The organism is Mycobacterium sp. P4_H6, assembly GCF_056400845.1.
In genome coordinates this window covers 1-1,037 of the sequence record NZ_JBFUKN010000177.1, presented here as the reverse complement: position 1 = coordinate 1,037, position 1,037 = coordinate 1, and the positions used below count along the sequence as shown (strand labels likewise).

Annotated in this window: 1 protein-coding gene; it reads left to right on the top strand. The window is 68.2% G+C overall.

Going from position 1 to position 1,037, the window contains the following annotated elements; genetic code table 11:
- A partial coding sequence (locus AC1DTF_RS32335; RefSeq protein ID WP_477477036.1) for a DUF222 domain-containing protein occupies positions 1-954 on the top strand: 954 nt, incomplete at its 5' end.
- Positions 955-1,037: the final 83 nt, after the last annotated feature.

The window sequence follows — 1,037 nt, the reverse complement described above, 5'->3', positions numbered from 1 at the left end:
CAGCGCCTCGGTGGGATCGGTATCGAGTTCGCGGACGCCGTCGGCAAAGGAGTCGCCCACATCAACAGCCGAGTCCCGTTGTCCGAGGAGGACCGGGCCGCGGTCGTCACCAAGCTGATGATTCAGACCACTCCCTCGCAGGTGGCCGAGAAAGCCCGTGAGATCGCCATCGACAAAGCTTCGAAGCAACCGCCGGTGGCCGGGGCAGTGCCCGTCGCCGAGAACGCTGACCTCAATGAGATGACTGTGATCGTCACCGACGAAGGGCGGGTCGCAGCCACCCTCGACGTGGACGCGCTGACCGGTGAGGAACTGCTCACGGCATTGGATCCGTTGTGCCGGCCCATCCCACTGCCGGACGGCTCACCGGACCCGCGCCCGGTCGGTAAGCGCCGCTCGGACGCCCTCGGACAGTTGGTGCGGACCTACCTGTCGCACTCGCGGCGCCCGGCCTCCGGCGGCGTGTTGCCGCATGTCACCTTGATCCGCCCGCAGGCCCCAGGGTTCRTGGACACCCTCGGGTTCACCGGGCCGGTCAGCGCCATCACCGCCGAATTGATCGCGTGTGACAGCACCCTCACCTCGGTGATTGTCGACGGTGCGGGGGCGCCGTTGGACGTGGGGCGCGCCGAGCGACTGTTCACGCCCGCGATCCGGAAAGGCTTGGCAGTACGCGATGGTGGCTGCGCCCACCCCGGCTGCGGGCGGCCGGTGTCCTGGTGCGATGCCCACCACATCCGACCGTGGAGCGCCGGAGGCATTACCAGCGTCGACAACGGCGTGTTGTTGTGCCGGCTGCACCACACCGCGATCCATCACGGCGGCTGGCAGGTCTATTTGGGTCCCGACCGGCACCCCTGGTTCATCCCGCCCCACGACGCGAACGAAGCAGAGCCGGCGCACCTGCGCTCCCACGCCCGACGCACCATGACCGACCTACCCACAGCCGCATAACCGGCTTTGCAGGCACCTTGAAAACTACACAGAGAAACGGCCCACGCAGTGGGTCCGGCGGGTGATCGCGCCGCCGGACCCGC